The sequence below is a fragment of the Bacteroides sp. MSK.20.12 genome (assembly GCF_019052435.1).
Lineage (GTDB): Bacteria > Bacteroidota > Bacteroidia > Bacteroidales > Bacteroidaceae > Bacteroides > Bacteroides xylanisolvens.
Genome location: NZ_JAHQVH010000049.1, coordinates 29,049 through 48,196, shown reverse-complemented (window position 1 = coordinate 48,196; position 19,148 = coordinate 29,049). Strand labels below are relative to the sequence as shown.

The 19,148-nt window shown below is 43.8% G+C and carries 14 protein-coding genes and 1 pseudogene; 11 read left to right on the top strand and 4 right to left on the bottom strand.

Annotated elements, in window-relative coordinates; genetic code table 11:
• Positions 1 to 51: 51 nt before the first annotated feature.
• The 5 genes and pseudogenes from KTR06_RS20335 to KTR06_RS20315 form a co-directional block, all read left to right on the top strand.
• A pseudogene (locus KTR06_RS20335) lies at positions 52 to 876 on the top strand (HEAT repeat domain-containing protein); the annotation flags it as partial.
• A gap of 5 nt (positions 877 to 881) precedes the next feature.
• Positions 882 to 2,357, top strand: coding sequence for a glycosyltransferase (locus tag KTR06_RS20330; RefSeq protein ID WP_004324274.1), 1,476 nt, complete (start codon positions 882 to 884; stop codon positions 2,355 to 2,357).
• Between the two features lie 30 nt (positions 2,358 to 2,387).
• Complete coding sequence (locus KTR06_RS20325; RefSeq protein WP_004310345.1) at positions 2,388 to 5,354, top strand: hypothetical protein; 2,967 nt, start codon at positions 2,388 to 2,390, stop codon at positions 5,352 to 5,354.
• Complete coding sequence (locus tag KTR06_RS20320; RefSeq protein WP_120067628.1) at positions 5,329 to 7,482, top strand: DUF4838 domain-containing protein; 2,154 nt, start codon at positions 5,329 to 5,331, stop codon at positions 7,480 to 7,482. Before KTR06_RS20325 ends, KTR06_RS20320 begins: the two co-directional genes overlap by 26 nt.
• A 38-nt stretch (positions 7,483 to 7,520) precedes the next feature.
• On the top strand, positions 7,521 to 8,036 hold the full coding sequence (locus KTR06_RS20315) for a DUF1573 domain-containing protein (protein ID WP_004324271.1): 516 nt from the start codon (positions 7,521 to 7,523) through the stop codon (positions 8,034 to 8,036).
• A gap of 61 nt (positions 8,037 to 8,097) precedes the next feature.
• Here KTR06_RS20315 and KTR06_RS20310 read toward each other — a convergent pair whose 3' ends face one another.
• Together KTR06_RS20310 and KTR06_RS20305 are read right to left on the bottom strand one after the other, a co-directional pair.
• The gene (locus tag KTR06_RS20310; protein WP_165861892.1) at positions 8,098 to 8,658 is read right to left on the bottom strand and encodes a DUF4348 domain-containing protein; all 561 of its coding nucleotides are present in this window, start codon (positions 8,656 to 8,658) and stop codon (positions 8,098 to 8,100) included.
• Positions 8,659 to 8,769: 111 nt separating this feature from the next.
• A complete protein-coding gene (locus KTR06_RS20305) occupies positions 8,770 to 10,053 on the bottom strand; it encodes a DUF2851 family protein (protein ID WP_120067633.1) in 1,284 nt (427 codons plus the stop codon).
• Between the two features lie 83 nt (positions 10,054 to 10,136).
• Between KTR06_RS20305 and dapB the strand changes: the two genes are divergently transcribed.
• From dapB to KTR06_RS20275, 6 genes are all read left to right on the top strand, one after another.
• Positions 10,137 to 10,901 (top strand): 4-hydroxy-tetrahydrodipicolinate reductase, encoded by a 765-nt coding sequence (dapB, locus tag KTR06_RS20300; RefSeq protein WP_120067635.1) that lies wholly within the window; start codon positions 10,137 to 10,139, stop codon positions 10,899 to 10,901.
• 35 nt (positions 10,902 to 10,936) lie between these two features.
• Positions 10,937 to 12,421: a signal peptidase I gene (gene lepB, locus KTR06_RS20295; RefSeq protein ID WP_004324267.1), complete on the top strand. Its 1,485-nt coding sequence runs from the start codon at positions 10,937 to 10,939 to the stop codon at positions 12,419 to 12,421.
• Positions 12,422 to 12,463: 42 nt separating this feature from the next.
• Positions 12,464 to 13,405 (top strand): signal peptidase I, encoded by a 942-nt coding sequence (gene lepB, locus KTR06_RS20290; RefSeq protein ID WP_120067637.1) that lies wholly within the window; start codon positions 12,464 to 12,466, stop codon positions 13,403 to 13,405.
• A gap of 80 nt (positions 13,406 to 13,485) precedes the next feature.
• Positions 13,486 to 14,124 carry a WbqC family protein gene (locus KTR06_RS20285; RefSeq protein ID WP_120067640.1) on the top strand — a complete coding sequence of 213 codons (639 nt, stop codon included), beginning with the start codon at positions 13,486 to 13,488 and terminating at the stop codon, positions 14,122 to 14,124.
• A 180-nt stretch (positions 14,125 to 14,304) separates the two neighbouring features.
• On the top strand, positions 14,305 to 14,457 hold the full coding sequence (locus tag KTR06_RS20280; protein WP_165861893.1) for a hypothetical protein: 153 nt from the start codon (positions 14,305 to 14,307) through the stop codon (positions 14,455 to 14,457).
• Positions 14,457 to 14,960 carry a DUF6169 family protein gene (locus KTR06_RS20275; RefSeq protein WP_207895136.1) on the top strand — a complete coding sequence of 168 codons (504 nt, stop codon included), beginning with the start codon at positions 14,457 to 14,459 and terminating at the stop codon, positions 14,958 to 14,960. The genes KTR06_RS20280 and KTR06_RS20275 overlap by 1 nt, the downstream gene beginning before the upstream one ends.
• A gap of 112 nt (positions 14,961 to 15,072) precedes the next feature.
• Here the strand turns inward: KTR06_RS20275 and KTR06_RS20270 are convergent, their stop codons facing one another.
• On the bottom strand, positions 15,073 to 15,561 hold the full coding sequence (locus KTR06_RS20270; protein ID WP_008641706.1) for a hypothetical protein: 489 nt from the start codon (positions 15,559 to 15,561) through the stop codon (positions 15,073 to 15,075).
• A gap of 1,272 nt (positions 15,562 to 16,833) precedes the next feature.
• A complete protein-coding gene (locus KTR06_RS20265) occupies positions 16,834 to 19,080 on the bottom strand; it encodes a glycoside hydrolase family 3 C-terminal domain-containing protein (protein ID WP_165861894.1) in 2,247 nt (748 codons plus the stop codon).
• Positions 19,081 to 19,148: the final 68 nt, after the last annotated feature.

Genomic DNA, 19,148 nt, shown 5'->3' with positions numbered 1-19,148 from the left:
TAAGAGAGTTTGGATTACTTTTTCAATTTTCAGGAAAAGATACCTGAGTAGTTACAGAGTGTACATGAAGATGACATCCATGAACTAAACTATCAAACGATTCAAACCGTATTCCAGATCACGCGTTTCCTTGAACGCGAACTTCAATTCGGCTCCAAAAGAGCAAAGATACAAGCGCTGAAACTTATTCAATCCATCAACGGATATGCCTCTGAAGCGGTATTGGTGCGCTTCCTCTATCATCGTGAAATAGAATTGAGGAACTCTGCACGCTACACTTATATGTGGCTAAGCCAGGGAGATCCGTTCCGTTTCTTCGACGAAGACATCGGCATGAAGTTGAGACAATGGGATATGATGGAATTGCATGCCATCTTGGAACACCGCAAGAAGGTGGGATATAACACACCGAGCTTTATAAAATGGGTGAATACTTCGGCCGAAGAGAATGTTAAGATATTCTTTATCAACGAAATCCGGTTATATAATGAAACCGATAGTGCTCCCATTCTGGCTAAACAAATCAACGCACGCTCTACCGAAATCCGGGGCGAAGCGATCAGAACTTTAGGAAAACTAAAATATAAAGAGATCGAGCCCAAGCTGATTGAAATGTATCATGTGCAACCGGAAGAAGTCAAACGACAAATCATTTCGGCTGTTGCAGACCTGAAAACAGATAAAGCATTAGGATTTCTTTACAATGCTTATGATGAAGCAGACAACTGGGGGACAAAACGTATCATCCTGAAAGCCCTCTATGAATACAGTGCAATGGGAAGAAAAACATTCGATCAATTGGAGAGAAAAGCTGATTCCCACACAGCTATATTGTTTGCCCATACCAAGCATCCGTTAATCAACCAGTTAATTTAGAGAATATGAGAGATATAATATTTACATTCTTCAATTATTTCGTATTCTTTTATACGAGTATGCTGGCGATATTCTTCGTCACATTCGCCTTCCTCTCTTTCATTTCTCTGAAACGGAGAAAAGATTACTATGTGGAAAGTTATATGCGGAAAACAATTAAAGAATCTCCCTATACACCGGGTATTTCGGTAATTGCCCCTGCTTTCAATGAAGAAAAGACAATCATTGATAACGTGAACTCTATGCTCGCATTGGAATACCCACTTTTCGAGGTGGTGATTGTAAATGACGGAAGCACGGACAGTACGTTGAAGAAGATGATTGAACATTACGAACTGATAGAAGTTCCCTATGCCTATATTGAGCGAATCAAAACCAAACCGTTCAGAAGACTCTTCAAATCTACCAGTCCGAAATACAGTCGGCTCATCGTTGTAGACAAAGAGAATGGAGGAACCAAGGCGGATGCATCCAATGCAGGTATCAATGTTTCTTCATATCCTTATTTCATCTGTACGGACGTAGACTGTATCTTAGAGAAATATGCTCTTTACCGCTGTATATCGCCCATCATATCTTCCGATAAACAGGTAATCGCAGTCAGCGGAACGATGTTGATGGCAAACGGATGCGTAGTGAAAGACGGGCAGATAGTAGACGTGAGAACTCCGCGTACTCCGATTCCGCTTTTCCAGAACCTCGAATACATGCGTTCCTACCTGATTGGTAAGATGGGATGGTCTGCAATCAATGGTATGCCGAATGTTTCCGGTGGATTCGGTCTTTTCGACCGTTCCGTAGCCATTGCAGCCGGAGGATACGACGGTACTTCCTTTGCAGAAGATATGGACCTCATTACCCGCATGGTAGGATATATGTGCGACTTCTCCCGTCCTTATAAGATTATTCAGATTCCTGATACTTGCTGTTGGACAGAAGGACCTCCCAACTTGGCGATGCTTTACCGTCAACGTACCCGTTGGGCACGAGGATTGTTCCAGACACTTAGTATCCACCATAAGATGATCTTCAAGAAAACATATAAACAGATGGGATTGCTGACTCTGCCTTATATGTTCGTATTTGAGTTTCTGGCACCCATCATCGAGCTTACCGGTTTGATCGTATTTATCTATCTGGCCTTTACAGGAGCGGTCAACTGGAATACGGCGTGGATGATTTACCTGACGATCTATACGTTCTGCCAGTTCCTTTCCATCGTCGTTATTACCTACGACTATTACGTCGGGATGCTTTATAAAAGAGGATACGAATATCTGTGGATTATCATAGCGTCCATATTGGAGCCCATCTTCTATCATCCCATCATCACTTTCTGTTCATTGAGAGGATACCTTAGCTATCTGACCAATAGAGACTTCAAGTGGAAGAATATGGAACGTAAAGGATTCAAGCAGAAAGAAGAAAATACGGATGATGCTGAAACAGCGGCTATGAAGCCTGAACCGGCTACGATTTAAACAAGAAAGAAAGATTAAAGACAAGATAGAATGAACAGAGAATTTCTCCATAAGATCACCTTATTAGGTTGTCTGTTTTTGCTGATAACCTCTTCCTCCGGAACCGATAATGGATTCCAGACGCCGGAGCAATATGCCCAAATTGTGCAGGAGCATTTTGCGAACGAGGAATGGGAAGCAGGAAAAGAGCTGTTGGAGGAGGGCCTTCAGAAATACCCGAATGTTTCTGACCTTGAATGGCTCATGGGCAAATACTGGTTTCACGAAAAGAATTATGACCAGTCGCGTTATCATCTTGTTAAAGCAATAGACGACAATTATAACAACGTCAATGCCAAACACCTGCTGGTAGACGTGGAAGATATTACCGAAAACTACTCCAGTGCCATTTGCTACGTTAATGAGTTGCTGGAAGTGAATCCGTATTGGAGAGGCTTATGGCGAAGGAAGATTGAACTATACCGCAAGCAGAACAACGATGTGGAAGCGGATCGCCTGTTGAAACGAATCAATCAGATTTACCCGAACGATACCATTCTAAGGAAGGATTACATCTACAGCATGGAAGTAGGCTACCAACAAATGAAAAAAGGCGGTAACCGGAAAGAAGCGATCGAGAGACTGACGGAGCTAATCAAGGTATCTCCGCAAAACGAAGAATATTACCTGGACATCATCAACCTGCATCTGCAGGAAGGAAACCGGGAGGCTGCTCTAGGCTGGTCCTCCAATGGTTTGGCTGCCATACCGGGAAGCGGCGCCCTCATCGTCAAAAGGGCAAGTATCCTCAGTGAATTGGCGCGTTATCCGGAAGCACTGGCATTTATACGCGAGCAAATGAAGAGAAACAATAGTCCTGCCATACGGCGTATGTACAACGACTTATTGATGGAAGCTGCCCGTGCAGAGAAACAGCGGGACCCTTATGTATTATATGGCATGGCCTATGAAGGAGGCAACAAGAACAAGGAAGCATTAGACTATTTATTGAACACTTCCGTCACCCGCGGATATACCGACGATGCCCTCTTCTATATCAGAGAGGCTAAAAAACAATATGGCAACAATGATAAAGGAATTCTCTATAAAGAATATATGCTTTATCGCCAGATGAATGAGGATGATCTTGCCTATTCAACGCTGAAAAAGATGTACGAGATGTATCCTGATGATTATGACATTACGCTTGCCATGAGCGCGCAGCACATGAAGAAAGCTGAAAAACTGATGGAACTCGGTCTGTATGCGGAAGCATTGCCGCACGTATTGTTTGTATCTCAAAAACATGTAGACAACGACGTGAACGGTGCCGCATGGGAAAAAGCCTTGAGTTGCTATATCAATATGAAACGTTACAATGAAGCACTTGCCACATTGGATACCATCACCCTTCACTTCCCGGATTACGAGAACGGTACGTTGAAAAGGGCCTTTATTCTCGATAAAATGGACAAAACCGAGGAGGCTTTGCAACTATATTTGTCTGCCATCGAGCAGAGCGACGAGGATATGCGTATCTTCTACGTCATCGGATACGAGGAACTGGCAGTGCCCTACATCAAAAAGTGCATGGAAGCCGGAGCTACGAAGAAAGCATACGAAGAAGCCATCAAACTGGTCAGCCTGAATCCATCGAGCGATCTTGGATTACGGTATGCCATTAACTCGTCCGGTTTACTCGGAAAATACGATGAATTCGAGAAATATACAGCGCAAGGAATCAATTACTATCCTGAAGAACCGTTCTATCAGGCAAAGAGGGCTACTGTTCTTGAACGCGACAAGAGATACGAAGCTTCTTTGGAATTCCTGAAACCGATACTCAATAAATACCCGAGCAACAAAGAGATTATAGGCGCATTCTCACAAAGCAGCGAATATCGTGCCCTGCAACTGACAAAGGCGAAAGAACCCGAAAAAGCTCTCGCTGTTCTTGATACAGCTTTGCTTTACGACAGCCAGAACAAGTCGTTGAAATACACCAAAGGCGTGGTATATGAAGCCAACAGACAAGCGGATTCAGCCTATTATTATCAAAAGTATTACGAGCCTTCCATCATGGAATACCGTTCTTTCCAACGGCACTTATCGGGCCTTAGAAGCATGATGCTCAAGAATGAGATCGCTTTGACCTACCTGCGTGCACGCTACGGAGAAGAAGACATCATTACCTCCGTTGCCACCGCCGAATACACCCGAAAAGGCCAGAAGAACAGCTACACGGGACGTCTCAACTATGCAGGACGAAGCGGCTCGGCAAGCGACAGCATGGAGGCTGAAGAACAGACACCGGGAGGGGTCGGCATCCAGGTACAGGGAGAATGGACGCATCACTTCTCACCGAAGTGGAGCACTACGGTCAATGCCGCCTTTGCTACCAAATACTTCCCGGATATTACCGCCGATGTTGCCATACGGCATTATCTCAAGAATGACTGGGAAATAGGAGCACATGTGGGATACAGACGTGTAGCTGCCTATACGAAACGTTATGAATGGAACGACGAATTCTTTGCAGGAGGCACCGGAGATAACGGTTATCTATTTACCGGCTGGAATGAGTCAAAGACCAACCTGCTCACCGTAGGTGGAGAATTAGCCAAAACTATCGAAGTCGTTCGCCTCAACACGAAGCTGGATATGCATTTCTTCAATTCCAACTTCTACTACAATGCACAGATTGGTGCCAAATACTTCCCGGCTAATGACGGAAAGACGAATATCAACGCCATGGCAAGTATCGGATCGGCCCCGGAAACGGCTGTATTGGATTACGCGCTGCCCGGCTCTTTCTCACACACCAATACAATGGTAGGACTGGGAGGCCAATACATGGTCAGTCCTAATATTACCATAGGTCTGATGGGTACCTGGAATACCTATTATAACCAGACCAACACCGTGCGAGGGAGCAGTCCGCTCAACCCGATAGAATCCATATCGACACGCTATAAAAACTTATATAACATCTATGCACAAGTCTATATTTCATTCTGACACGCTTTGCCCCATATTGGCAGGAATGATATGTATTTGCTGCCTTTTATCCGGCTGCCGCATGCAGGCACGCACGGAGATGTTCCCATCTAAAGAAGGATACCTCATCACAATCGGCGAAGATCCGACGGACAGAGATACCCGATGGGCCAAATACCTGTACGAGCACCTCAAGAAACGTGCAAACGACGATGAAATGGTCGCTTTCGGTGTCTCCGAGATGGATATGTGGCGTATCATCATACAGATAGACCCGACATTGCAGAGAGGATTCAAAGTAGCCTGCAAAGGTTCGGATATCAGACTGACCGCAAGTGACGACAAACAAATGTTATGGCTGCAATACCAGCTGATAAAGAAGATCAGTAAAGAAGACCCGCGCATAGACGGTTCGGATCTTCCTCCCGCCCTTATCAACCTTAATGATACTTGCGGAGCTTTTGCATTTGACTATCAAAGTATTTATTCTCCATACGGCCTGAACGCCGATCATACAGGCGTTATCGGTCTGAACAACTTTGACGACAGCTGGGGAATATGGGGACACAACCTGCGAAAAGTATTGGGAAAAGATGCAGAGAAAGTATATGCCACCATTCACGGGAAAACAGATGACTCACAACTGTGTTTCTCTTCCGAGGACATGTATCACCAGATAGAAAGTTATATCGTAGATAACTTCGGTGAAAAGGGGAATTTCCGTTTTGTAATCGCACCGGATGATACTCCGTATGCCTGTACGTGTGCCACCTGTACCGCATTGGGAAATACAGAGAAGAACGCAACTCCCGCCGTTACGGAACTGATCCTCCGCCTGTCGCAGCGTTTTCCCAAGCACACGTTCTTTACGACTTCCTACCTGACTACGCAACAAGTCACAGACAAGCAACTTCCGCCTAACGTCGGGGTAATTGTCAGCGCTATCAACTACCCGCTCCGCCGGACAGACGGCAAGGACGAGCAAGACAAGAAATTTGCGGAACAACTCGACAACTGGAAGAAAGTAACGAATAACATCTATATATGGGACTATATCAACAACTTCGACGACTACCTCACTCCTTTCCCCATATTAAAGATAGCCCAGCAAAGACTCCAACTTTTCAAACAACACGGAGCCAGCGGCATATTTTTCAACGGAAGCGGTTACAGCTATTCTTCCTTCGATGAAATGAGGACTTTTGTATTATCAGCCCTTCTTATCAACCCGGAACTTCCGGTTGATGAGTTAATTAAAAGCTATTTCAATCAGGAATACCCGGCATCCAAAAAATGGCTGTACGATTACTACACAGAGCTAGAAAACAACGCCCAATCCGGAAAGCGGCTCGGACTTTACGCCGGTATCAGAGAATCGGAAAAAGGATTCCTCTATCCGGAGAAGTTTATCAAATTCTATGATGAAATGGGAGATTTTGTTTCCGAAGCAAAAGGGAAAGAGCGCAAAAAGCTGCACGAACTTCAGACCGCTTTGTCTTTCACGCGCATGGAATTAGCACGTGACCACGGTTTCGACGCTTACGGATATGCCAAGCGGAATGGAAAGGATATTCAGCCGCTCCCCCAAACCCGTGAATGGATCGCCCAACTCAAAGAGCATCAAGCATTTGCCGGAATGGAATATTATAACGAGTCAGCCTATGAGATTGACTATTATATAAAGGAATGGGAACAATATATACTTGCTTCCGACATAAAGAAAAGTTTGTTTCTAGGAATGAATCCTTCCGCAACCCCTAAACTAAATAAAAATGATTCAAAGAAACTGACCGACGGCACTCACGGTTTACCCGGAGACTATCATTGCGGTTGGGTTATCATTCCGGGAGAAGAATGTACCATCGACCTGCCGGTTAAAGGACTCAATGCATCAGGAACATTCTATATCAGTTTTCTGAATCTTCCCCGCCACCGTATCTATGCTCCACAGCAAGTTCAACTGTTGAAAGACGGAGTAGCCTATAAAACAATAGACTTGAAACCGGAAGACTCCCAAGAAAAAGGAGAAATGATGAAAGCCACCGTTCCGGCAGACTTGAACGGAACAGAACAATTAAGCATAAAAATCAGTTGTTTAAAGAAACCGGGAACGCAAATGGGTATCGATGAAATTGCATTCATCCCTTAAATGCTGAAAAAGTGATATAACAAAAATAAATGGCAACAATGAATAAATCTATATTCTATATTTTACTACTGACGGCACTTCCGCTCTGCTTTACAGGGTGCAGGAAGGAAGTACGTCCCACCAGCATGACGATAAAAGATTCCGTCAGGCACTATTACCCTATCAAGCAAGGTCAGCAACTCGATATCATGTTTACCATCACCAACACGGGAGACGCTCCGTTAATCATTTCAGAAATGCAACCTTCCTGTGGCTGTATCATTCTGGATAAAAGTTCGCATATCATCATTCCCGAAGACGGTATCAGGCAATTCAAGGCAACCTACAACAGCATCAAGAATGTAGGCGAAGTGGTTCACCGCATCCGGATTTTCGGCAATATGCTCCCAAATGGAAAAGCAGAACTAAAATTTGATGTTAACGTAGTCCCCGACGCAGATTATACACGTGATTATGAAGAACTCTATCAGGATTTCAACACTAAAAACGGCATTGTCAGGGAGATGGTAGACGGAAAAGAATCCGAACTAGGATATTATGTAGGAGAACCCTAATAATAAGTATTAAGTATTAAACGACTGGCTAATACTTAATACTTGATATTGATACTTATCTCTACGGATGTATTTCTTTGAAAGCAGCATTCTCTTCTTTCACATTCTGAATAGTCTGTTTTAACTCCCCAATCGGCAAGTCATATCTATACCAGCCTGTATAGCAATCCACCACATACCATTTCCCGTCAGCCTGCAATTCGAACTCAACACGCAAATCCACTTCGGACTCTTCATAGCCCGCTTCAAAGATTTTGTGTTTCGGTTCATTCAGCGTAAACTTGGAGACATAGATTCCCCCTTCTTCCTGAGTGATACGTTCTTCTTTCATGGTTTCACTATCCAGCAACGGCCATTTTTCCTTGGTGAAAGGGAACGTTTTTTCGGTTTCACCATCGTCTGCCAATAAAGTAATCGGAGTCTTTAATGGGAACTTGATACGAGTATACTGGAAGGCTGCACTGGAAGTAAATTTATCCAGAAACGATTTGAAATCTTCACCGTTTTGCGTAGTCAGTTCACTATCGGCTTTTGCCTTGGAACTATTACCGCAGGAGATAAACGAAACACCGGCGAGCAGCAGCATAGCCAGCAAGCAGCATACAAACTTTTTAGCTCTCATAACACTATACAAATTAAGAGTTTAATTGACGGCGCAAAGATAATGACAAGTTTGGCATCTTGGTTATTTTAAGAACTAAATATTTGCGCCTATATAATCAATTTCCCAAATCTATGTATGTTTCAGATATTCATAACCGAAGCGACAGTACAGACACTTTCGCTTATCACAATACTCTTTTTGCAACTGTATCAACGCCTGACTATCCGCCGCACTGACAACCGGAAGCCCGGCATCGCTCCACGAACGGATAATATGATTGCTCTCCGCCTTCAATTCTTCCAGAAAACGTCCGGCACGTTCACACATTCGTTCATCTGCCTTATGCAAGCCGTATGTATAAAGAAAAGGAACCACTGTATTTATGATTATCAAATCCTTGGAACGCTCTCCCATCGCCTTCTCCTTTTGTGAAGAAAGTCGTCCGAATAAATAATGATTTTCCCAATAAGGAGACGTACGGGCATCCAGTAAGTTTCTCACATCCGCCAGAGTTTCCGCTTCCAGCAAACGTGAAAACAACTTATCCCCTTTCTGATAGAGATAAGCCAACTGCGCCAGGCGAATATGCGGAAAGTTTTCCGGACGAAGCCGTAGAAAACGCCATAACGTAGCGTCCATCCCCTGCCCGATTTCAAACTTCCGCTGCAAATAACGAAACTCCTTGCAAAGACGGAGACTATACTCGTCTTCCTGTTCCTTTTTCAGAAACGTTTCTTCCAACAATCCAGCCAAACCATAGAAAAAAGCCTCTATCTGAAACAAATCATTCCGGTGCTTATCCATCGCACGAAACGGTAATAATCCCGCCCACGTTTCAAAAGCATCTCCATTCAAGCCAAAACCGAAATTACGGGCAAGGGTGATAAAGAAAGCATCTTCCCAATTACTGTTACAATGTTTGAGACGCTGTGTGATTAATTGCGCTTTCTGCTCCAAACGTTCCGTTTGCAAAGCGGTCAGCCAAGAATGAATGGTAAGTTTGGGAAGAGAGGCAAGGATGGAATAACAAGCCGGATAATGATCCGCGACACAAAGTTCGTGGTAATGCAATTGCACATTTTCCGGACAGGTAAGTAACAGTTGCGGTATCTGTTCACCGTTGGAACGGGTTATTTCCGTATCTGCTTCGCTTACTACATGAAGAATCACAGAATCGTATGTTTTGTCAGAATGATGTCCGTGGCGAAACCAGTCGGAAGAATGTGTATGTATTTCGATGTTTCCCACCCATAAGGCGCCGTCAATCTTTAGTTTCGCGTTGAAAAAGTCGGGACCGGCGTTGGGGTTTTGCAGACCGGGGTCAATCACTTCTACCGGTAAGCCGTTGGTGGTTTGCAGTAGTTTCAGGGGAAATAATTTATGTTTCCACACGTAGTGGAGAAGATGTTCCATGTTAACAAGACGTTAATGTGCACTGCAAATGTAATAAAAATCTTATCTTTGCGACTATTATTTTGAATATAAGTCAGAAAACAATGAAAATAGCACTGATCGGTTACGGAAAGATGGGCAAAGAGATAGAAAAGGTTGCCCGTAGTCGCGGACATGAAATCGTCTGCATCATTGACATCAATAATCAGGATGACTTCGAATCGGAAGCATTCAAATCGGCCGATGTGGCCATTGAGTTTACCAATCCGATGGTAGCTTACAGCAATTATATGAAAGCGTTCAAAGCCGGTGTGAAACTGGTATCGGGCAGTACCGGATGGATGGCCGAGCACGGCGAAGAAATCAAGAAGCTCTGCACGGAAGGGGGCAAAACACTCTTCTGGTCGTCCAACTTCAGCCTGGGAGTCAGCATCTTCTCCGCTCTCAACAAGTATCTGGCTAAAATCATGAATCAGTTCCCTGCATACGATGTCACCATGAGCGAGACACATCATATCCACAAGCTGGATGCCCCCAGCGGAACAGCTATTACACTGGCGGAAGGTATTCTGGAAAAGATAGACCGTAAGGACAAATGGGTGAAAGGGACTTTCCTTGCGCCGGACGGAGCCATTAGCGGAACCAACGATTATGCTCCTAACGAACTTCCTATCAGCTCGATCCGTGAGGGCGAAGTTTTCGGACTTCATACCATCCGTTATGAGTCCGATGTAGACACCATTTCTATCACCCACGATGCCAAGAGCCGCGGCGGGTTTGTATTGGGAGCCGTATTGGCAGCCGAATATACTGCTACACACGAAGGTTTTTTGGGTATGAGTGATTTATTCCCGTTCTTAAATGACTAAAATATCAGAAGCTAGTTCTAAACAAATATAACATTATGAGACAAGCCACACGCGCACAATGGATCAAATGTGCCACTGCTATTCTACTTTACCTCATCTTCCTAATCTGGGTACGGAGTTGGTGGGGCTTAATTGTTGTTCCTTTCATTTTCGATATTTATATCACAAAGAAAATTCCCTGGTCTTTTTGGAAGAAGTCGAAGAATCCGGCTGTCCGCAGTATCATGAGCTGGGTAGACGCCATCGTGTTTGCGTTGGTTGCTGTCTACTTCGTCAATATCTACATCTTCCAGAATTATCAGATTCCTTCTTCTTCGCTGGAAAAATCATTGCTGGTAGGCGACTTCCTGTATGTGAGCAAGATGAGTTACGGTCCCCGCGTACCGAACACTCCCCTTTCCATGCCGTTGGCGCAGCATACATTACCTGTCTTCAATACTAAATCATATATCGAGTGGCCACAATGGAAGTACAAACGGGTACCGGGCTTCGGCAAAGTGAAACTGAATGACATTGTTGTCTTCAATTTCCCCGCAGGAGATACAGTAGCAGTGAACTACCAACAGACAACGGACTTCTATACGCTGGCTTACGGCGAAGGACAACGCATCTATTCCAAACAGATTGAAATGGATAGTCTGACACGCGCCCAGCAACGTGCCATCTATGATTTGTACTATGCTGCCGGACGTAAACAGATAATGAACAACCCGCGCACTTACGGAGAAGTCCTCTGGCGTCCGGTAGACCGTCGCGAGAATTATGTGAAGCGTTGTGTCGGCCTGCCCGGTGATACCCTTCAGATTGTAGACGGACAGGTGATGATTGACGGTAAAGCGATTGAGAACCCCGAAAACCTGCAATTCAACTATTTCGTACAGACCACTGGTCCGTACATTCCCGAAGATATGCTTCGTGAACTGGGTATCAGCAAGGACGACACCATGCTGATAGAAGACTCCGGCTGGGAAAGCGGACTGCTGGAAATGGGACTGGACAGCCGGAATGCACAAGGCAAACTGAATCCGGTATATCATTTCCCGCTAACCAAGAAGATGTATGAAACGCTTTTGGGCAACAAAAAGCTAATCAGCAAAATAGTAATGGAACCCGAAGATTATGCCGGACAGATGTATCCGCTCAATCTTTATACCAAATGGAACCGCAACAATTACGGTCCGATCTGGATTCCTGCCAAAGGAGCTACTATTACCCTCACAGAAGACAACCTGCCTATCTATGAGCGTTGCATCGTAGCCTACGAAGGCAATAAGCTGGAAGTGAAACCGGACGGTATCTACATCAACGGTGAAAAGACCAACGAGTACACCTTCAAAATGGATTATTACTGGATGATGGGTGACAACCGTCACAACTCCGCCGACTCCCGTTATTGGGGTTTTGTACCCGAAGATCACGTAGTGGGCAAACCGATTGTTGTATGGCTATCGCTTGACAAAGACCGTGGATGGTTCGACGGCAAGATTCGCTGGAACCGGCTCTTCAAGTGGGTAGACTGATAAGTGTACGGATAGAATAGAGTGATAAGGTGATAAAAGTTGATGAACATTCGTAAATTCAAATGGATACTAGCATTTGCCGGAGCAGTAGCCGTAGTGCTTCTGCTCCGGGGATTTGCTTTCACATCCTGCCTTATCCCTTCCACCGGCATGGAGAATTCCATTTTTCAGGGTGAACGTATCCTGGTCAACAAATGGAGTTACGGGCTGCGGGTTCCTTTCATGTCGCTTTTTTCTTATCACCGCTGGTGCGAGAGTCCTGTGCGTCGGCAAGACATCGTAGTATTCAATAATCCTGCCGGAATCCGGCAACCTGTCATCGACCGTCGGGAAATCTATATCAGCCGCTGTCTCGGAGTTCCGGGAGATACGTTATTGGTCGATTCTCTTTTCTCCGTTATTTCTCCGGAGGCACAGTTTAACCCGGATAAGAAAAGACTTTATTCGTACCCCGCTTCAAAAGAAAATCTGATTACGTCACTCATGCATACCCTTTCCATCACCAACGACGGATTGATGGGAAGTAATGACAGCACCCATGTGCGTAGTTTCAGCCGCTACGAATATTATCTGCTGGAACAGGCCATGAATGGGAAAGAGAGTTTCGTTCAACCTTTGTCAAACAAAGAAGATGCCGAACCAAATCCGCTGATTGTCCCCGGAAAAGGGAAATTTATCCGGGTCTATCCCTGGAACATGACCTTGCTGCGGAATACCCTCGTGATGCACGAAGGCAAACAGGCAGAAATAAAGAACGACACTCTCTACGTGGACGGAAAACCCACACAACACTGTTATTTCACCAAAGATTACTATTGGATGGGGTCTAACAATACCGTCAACTTCTCCGACTCACGGCTCTTCGGATTTGTCCCGCAAGACCATATCATCGGAAAAGCCTCCATCATTTGGTTCTCCAAAGAAAAAGATACAGGGTTGTTTGACGGATATCGATGGAACCGTTTCTTCAGAACAGTGAAATAATCTTCCGGATCATAAAAGAAACAACCCCTTCATAATATCTCATAATATCCTTAATAACAGAGCCTCCTAAACGAATTAAAATGAAAGAAATGAATATCGCTTATTTATCTTCAGCCTATCTCGCTCCCGTTGAATATTATACCAAACTACTGGCTTATGACAAGGTATTTGTAGAACAATACGACCACTATATAAAACAAACCTACCGCAACCGGTGCACCATTGCCGGCCCATCGGGTGAGTTAGCTCTTTCCATCCCAACCGTAAAGCCCGATACATTGAAGTGCCCAATGAAGGATATCCGCATCTCCGATCACGGCAACTGGAGACATCTACATTGGAACGCCATCGAATCGGCCTACAACAATACTCCTTTCTTCGAGTACTACAAGGATGACTTCCGCCCTTTCTATGAAAAGAAATACGAGTTTTTAATCGATTTCAACGAAGAACTCTGCCGGATGGTCTGTGAACTGATTGATATTCACCCCACCATTGAGCGTACTTCCGAATATAAGATGGAGTTTGCTCCCGGAGAATCCGATTTTCGGGAAGTGATTCATCCGAAAAAGGATTTCAGGGAAGTGGATAAAGAATTTGTTCCGCAACCTTACTATCAGGTTTTCGAGTCCAAACTGGGTTTCCTGCCTAATTTAAGTATCATAGACCTGTTATTCAATATGGGACCGGAAAGTCTGTTGGTACTGGGTAAGCAATGACCGCTTCAATCTATCATTATCCATACATCAACTTTCTGATACAAGGAATGTATATGTTCTACGGAAATAGGTACATGCATTAAATGTCAAATTCTCTACAACTAATAAATAAATGCTCGAATGTAATTGATTATCAGTGAGAATTTGTTATTTTTGCAGAAAGCAAAGAAAGTATATGATATGAAAGCAAAGAAAACAAGAGAAGAAGTCCTCACCAAATTTCAGACTGCAAAGGAGAAGAAAAAGGAATGTCTTGTCCAATTGGAAAAGTCGATGAAAGAGGAATACAAGAAACGTACAGGCAAGGAGGTTGAAAACTTTTTTGCACTATAATGCAATCTCTTTCACTCGAACATATTAACGAGAAATCGTCTTATCAGGTAGAACCGACCGACAAAGTTGGATTCTACCAGTTCTTTACCGATGGAGGTGTACATTATTTCATTGGTTTCATGGAAGATGATGTTCTGTTCGTGAAAAATTCATATCAATTAATTATTGCCAATCTTAATAATCACAAATCCCCCCGTGATAGCAAAGTACGTGATACCATTGTTTCTATCGTTGACGAATTCTTCAATCGCAACAATTCTACATTGCTTTATATCTGTGAAACAGGTGATGACAAACAACGTATGCGTAGTCGCCTATTTGAATATTGGTTCTCGACTTACAACCGTAAAGCCCTTTTCACAATGATGTCATCTTCTATTGTGGATGCAGATGGCATTGTGAACTTCGCAACAATCATTCTTCGTAATGACAATCCGCATCTGTCTGAAGTCATTACGGAATTTACAGAATCGATTCAGTTGCTTAGTCAAAAGCCCCAATAGAGCAGATGACTAAGTGATCAGGGTTTAGCGATAGCATCATACATCATAATGCTATAACCCGTATCATACTCTCAACTAAACCATAATCACTAAATGAGCTCTATAAAGCTGTTTATACCGCTACTTCTTCACGATTCTTCTCTTCATTAGATTCTGCCGCATCCAACCGATTCAATAAGTATCGTACATTCTGAAGATGTATATTGTTATTCCGATCCATTTTCTTAAACTGCCAACTGTTTTTAGTGGTATTCAGTATACAATTCATTAACGTTCCCACTGCATCAGCACTCTGGAAACGATTGGTATTGGAGATTTGCGTATTCATCATGTGCGCGCCGAATCCTCTAATCACCTCTTTCACACTTATCGACTTATAAGTACGGATGGCTTCAAAGGCCGCCACATTACTATAAAGCGTATTAGCTAAATCCTCCAGTCTCTTTCGATCTGTTCGTTCCACTAGATAGCTTTCAGGATTCATAAAACAATTGAGGGTCAGATAAAAAGACATCATTTCATCATCGGATGAAAAGATAGCGTGCATGAGTTGCGTCGCGTCCCCCGGACGGGCCTCCTGGTTGCTTAAAACTTCTTCCATAAGAATTTTAATTAAATGGTGAATAAATTAAGTTTAATGGGGCGATACAGAAAGGTAGTTTTAAGGAATAAAAGAAGCGGTTCCGCCTGTCCCATTGCATTCCACTATCCACGACAGCAGTAGGTGCACTAACATCCTACATGGGGGTGCGAAACCGCCATATAGGATTAATGAGACGGACATAAAAAAGCCCGCCACACTGATACGGCAGGTTCTCTGCCGTGGTTTAAAATGGAATGCACTACAAAGATAGAATATAAAATCAGAAAAGAGAAAAGAAAATCAGTATTAATTGAAGTTTACAGCAATAAGCTTAAGCCAGAACCGTCTAAAGACTACTTGCAACTATAAGATTCATTTTGAAGGTTCACCGGTTTCACCTTTAGCTGAATGACTATAAATCAAAACCTTATGGTGAAAGAGGATGCAAAATACAGAAAGAACCATCCTTCACCTCCTTCACAAAGATAAAAAGCCGAGGGATAAATGACAAGATAGCACTGTGGAAATGCTTACATCATATAAATTAATGAGTGTATACATCCAATTTGTTGGGTATATATATCCAATGTATTGGGCATATATATCCTACACGTTGGATATATATATCCTGCGTCTTGGGTATATACATCCAACAACTCAAGTATTAATAACCTAGATACAAAGTATTAATAGCCTATAACTCAAGTATTAATACTTAAAACAACGGCACAGTACCTTTCACATCTCTGGATGCACTACCGATGACTGCCTCAAACTCGTAGACCATTGAGCAAGATTTATAAAGCTATTTCGCAATTAGTTTCAACCCTATTTGAAACACTTCGTTTCCCTGCTTGAAACAAAGTGTTTCAAGCAGGGAAACGAAGTGTTTCGCACCGAGAAACGGATTGTTTCAAGCCTTGAAACAATTCTTGAAACTAATCGCTACTGGTGAAGAGATAGTGAAGTTGTTGCCCTTCACCCGTAAACTCCTTATTCATCGAGGAAACAGAGAAAAGGTGAAAGGGGAGTTGAAAAGGTGGGAAATAAATATCCAGTGGAAAAAATTATTCGATTCTGTACGGAACAGGCAAATCGTCCACATTTTGTGGACAAATTCGATTTTATCCTTTTCTCATCGAACTTAAAGCTACTTTTTCCTATATGGGAAGATAATACAAATTAAGGGTGAATGGTAGTAAGTTCTATCCTGACTATAAACAAAGAAGGCGGCTCCTGTACCCGGAACCGCCTTCATCTCCTAAAAAAGATCTCTAACCAAACATCTACCTATTTCAACTCAAATGGCACAATACCTTTAATATCTCTGGATGAACTACCAATGATTGCCTCAAACTTGCCCGGTTCGGCCACCCATTCGTGTTTGGCATCATCAAAGAAGCTCAATGCTTTCTTATCAATCGTCAGCGTTACCGCTTTCTCTTCTCCCGGAGCCAATTTCACTTTTTGGAAACCTTTCAACTCTTTTACCGGACGAGGGAGAGAGGATTTCTTATCACTGATATAAAGCTGAACAACCTCCTGACCTTCACGAGTGCCTGTATTCTTCACATTGACTGTGAAAGAAATGGTATCATCTGCTGTCATTGTTTTCTTGTCGGCCGAGGGTTTTCCATAGGCGAAAGTAGTGTAGCTCAATCCGTGTCCGAACGGGAACAGCGGTTTGATTTTCTCTTTATCCGCCCAGCGATAACCTACGAAAATATCCTCCCGATAGATTTCATTAATGGTGTCCCCTCTATGTTTAGACTGTGCCAGTTCTTCTTTATTACCCGGATATTCTCCCAGTTTATGAGCACCTACATCTTCCAGTTTTGCAGGGAAAGTGAAAGGAAGTTTTCCTGAAGGATTAGCGTCTCCCACCAATACGGAAGCAAGAGCTGTTCCGGCTTCCGAACCCAAGAACCACCCCTGAACAATAGCAGGCACTTCATTCACCCAAGGCATAGCCACTGCATTGCCGGAGATATTGACAACAATCAGGTTTTTATTCACCTTTGCCAGTTCGCTTATCACTCTATCCTGCGCGTATGGCAAACCCAAAGAGGCACGGTCCGAATCTTCACAATCCTGATGATTACTCTTGTTCAAGCCACCGAAGAAGATAACATAGTCGGCATCTTTAGCCGCTTGCAAAGCCTCTGCGAGCAGTTCATCTTCCGAACGGTTGTCCTTCAAATCCTGACCGGTTTTCACACCGTTATACTCTCCTGTCGGATCGCCTACATACCCACGGGCATATACCACTTCCGCTTTTGAGCCCACACGGCTTTTCAGTCCATCCAACGGAGAAATCTCATATTTCACTTTCAAAGAAGAACTACCACCGCCCACAGTCATCATCTTTATCGCATTTTCACCGATTACTGCTATTTTCTTCGTTTTATTCAAATCGATAGGCAATACGTTACCGTTGTTCTGCAACAATACAATGCCTTCTTCTCCAATCTGACGTCCGGCTTGTCCGTGCTCGGGAGAACCTAAAGAGCCGAACGGTTTGTGCGGATCCATTGAAGTACGGAATATCAGACGAAGGACATTGCTAACCTTTTCGTCCAGTTCCTTTGTTCCTACTTTACCCTCTTTTATCAGTTTCAGGTAAGGGAAAGCAAGATAGTAATTATCATACGCATTTCTCGTTCCGGCAGACAGTCCGTTCGTCCAGGAACCAAATTCCAAGTCCATGCCGTTGTGAATAGCCTGTTCGGTGTTGTGCACACCACCCCAGTCGGACACTACAACACCATCAAAGCCCCATTCATCACGAAGAATATCTTTAAGCAGACGCTTGTTGTGACAAGCGTGCTGTCCCTGATAAAGATTATAAGAGCCCATAATCGACCATGTTCCACCTTCCTGAACAGCCGCTTTAAAAGCAGGCAGGTATATTTCATAAAGAGCACGATCACTCAATTGCACATTGGTGGTATGACGGTTGAACTCCTGATTGTTCAATGCATAATGCTTCACACAGGCAGCTACCCCATTCTCTTGTACACCTTTAATGTAAGGAACCACCATAGTTGCGGACAGATACGGGTCTTCTCCCATATACTCGAAGTTACGTCCGTTCAAGGGAGTACGGTAGATATTCACACCGGGACCCAACAAGATGTCTTTCTTGCGATAACGCGCCTCTTCACCGATACTTTTCCCATAAAGATGCGACATTTCGGGGTTCCATGTAGCAGCAAGACACGTCAGTGCCGGATAGGCAATACAGGAGTCGTTTGTCCATCCCGCCTGATCCCATTCATCCCACAACACTTCCGGACGGATACCGTGAGGACCGTCGGTAGCCCATACTTCGGGGATTCCGAGGCGAGGAACGCCTGCCGAACTAAATTTAGACTGTGCATGAATCATCTTCACCTTTTCTTCAAGGGTCATCCGGTTCAATGCATCTTTCACTCGCTCTTCGATAGGCTTACCAGTATCCAGATACACGGGCTTCTGCGCAAAGGCAGGAAACGCAGTCATCACAGACAAGCCAAGTAACATTGCTTTGAGTTTCATGTTTATTGATGATATAAGAAATGAATTAATACTTTATTTATATAGACTCCCAAACAGGGGATATTTCC

Coding starts and splice junctions, on each gene's coding strand:
- dapB (WP_120067635.1), top strand. CDS start 10,137: ATGAAAATAGCACTGATCGGTTACGGAAAGATGGGCAAAGAGATAGAA.
- lepB (WP_004324267.1), top strand. CDS start 10,937: ATGAGACAAGCCACACGCGCACAATGGATCAAATGTGCCACTGCTATT.
- KTR06_RS20270 (WP_008641706.1), bottom strand. CDS start 15,561: ATGGAAGAAGTTTTAAGCAACCAGGAGGCCCGTCCGGGGGACGCGACG.
- KTR06_RS20275 (WP_207895136.1), top strand. CDS start 14,457: ATGCAATCTCTTTCACTCGAACATATTAACGAGAAATCGTCTTATCAG.
- KTR06_RS20265 (WP_165861894.1), bottom strand. CDS start 19,080: ATGAAACTCAAAGCAATGTTACTTGGCTTGTCTGTGATGACTGCGTTT.
- KTR06_RS20320 (WP_120067628.1), top strand. CDS start 5,329: ATGCACAAGTCTATATTTCATTCTGACACGCTTTGCCCCATATTGGCA.
- KTR06_RS20285 (WP_120067640.1), top strand. CDS start 13,486: ATGAAAGAAATGAATATCGCTTATTTATCTTCAGCCTATCTCGCTCCC.
- KTR06_RS20315 (WP_004324271.1), top strand. CDS start 7,521: ATGAATAAATCTATATTCTATATTTTACTACTGACGGCACTTCCGCTC.
- KTR06_RS20305 (WP_120067633.1), bottom strand. CDS start 10,053: ATGGAACATCTTCTCCACTACGTGTGGAAACATAAATTATTTCCCCTG.
- lepB (WP_120067637.1), top strand. CDS start 12,464: ATGAACATTCGTAAATTCAAATGGATACTAGCATTTGCCGGAGCAGTA.
- KTR06_RS20280 (WP_165861893.1), top strand. CDS start 14,305: ATGAAAGCAAAGAAAACAAGAGAAGAAGTCCTCACCAAATTTCAGACT.
- KTR06_RS20310 (WP_165861892.1), bottom strand. CDS start 8,658: ATGAGAGCTAAAAAGTTTGTATGCTGCTTGCTGGCTATGCTGCTGCTC.
- KTR06_RS20330 (WP_004324274.1), top strand. CDS start 882: ATGAGAGATATAATATTTACATTCTTCAATTATTTCGTATTCTTTTAT.
- KTR06_RS20325 (WP_004310345.1), top strand. CDS start 2,388: ATGAACAGAGAATTTCTCCATAAGATCACCTTATTAGGTTGTCTGTTT.